General features: G+C 65.7%; 1 protein-coding gene and 1 pseudogene. One reads left to right on the top strand and one right to left on the bottom strand.

Features of this window, described 5'->3' with window-relative positions; all coding sequences use genetic code 11:
- Positions 1-228 (bottom strand): transposase (locus tag E8D38_RS28135; RefSeq protein ID WP_140637662.1); only part of this gene is annotated, 228 nt, incomplete at its 3' end.
- A gap of 177 nt (positions 229-405) precedes the next feature.
- Between E8D38_RS28135 and E8D38_RS28140 the strand changes: the two are divergent.
- Positions 406-597: pseudogene (locus E8D38_RS28140) on the top strand (IS21 family transposase); the annotation flags it as partial.

Genomic DNA, 597 nt, shown 5'->3' on the forward strand with positions numbered 1-597 from the left:
TTCCAGCGCCAGGTCGGCATACATGCGCTTGAGCCGGGCGTTCTCGGCCTCGAGCTCGCGCATACGAGTCAGGTCGTTGACCGTGGCACCAGCGTACTTGCTCTTCCACGCGTAGTACGTCGCAGCGCTGATGCCGTGCTTGCGGCACAACTCGGCCACGGCCAGCCCCGCTTCACCTTCCTTCAGGATCGCCACGATCTGACTCTCGCTGAACTTGCTCTTCCTCATCGCGTCCTCGTCTTCCTCTGGCCAGCCCCGCTTCACCTTCCTTCAGGATCGCCACGATCTGGCTCTCGCTGAACTTGCTCTTCCTCATCGCGTCCTCGTCTTCCTCTTTGAGGCCGCATTCTCCAGATTTAGGTGTCTACGGTGAGGGGGAGCTTACGGTACGACGAGCTGCGCCACGTGGCCACGCATCCGCGCGGGCAGCGGCCGGGTGAGCGCATCACGGTGCGCGACCACCTGCCGCCGCAGGCGCAGGCGTTCTTCGCGCACGACCGCAGCTGGTGCGTCGCCCAGGGCGCCCGCATCGGGCCGGCCTGCCAGCGGCTGATCGAGCACCTGTTGAGCGATCGCATCGTCGAGCGCCTGCGCGGT

Source organism: Methylibium rhizosphaerae (genome assembly GCF_006386545.1).
GTDB lineage: Bacteria > Pseudomonadota > Gammaproteobacteria > Burkholderiales > Burkholderiaceae_C > Pseudorivibacter > Pseudorivibacter rhizosphaerae.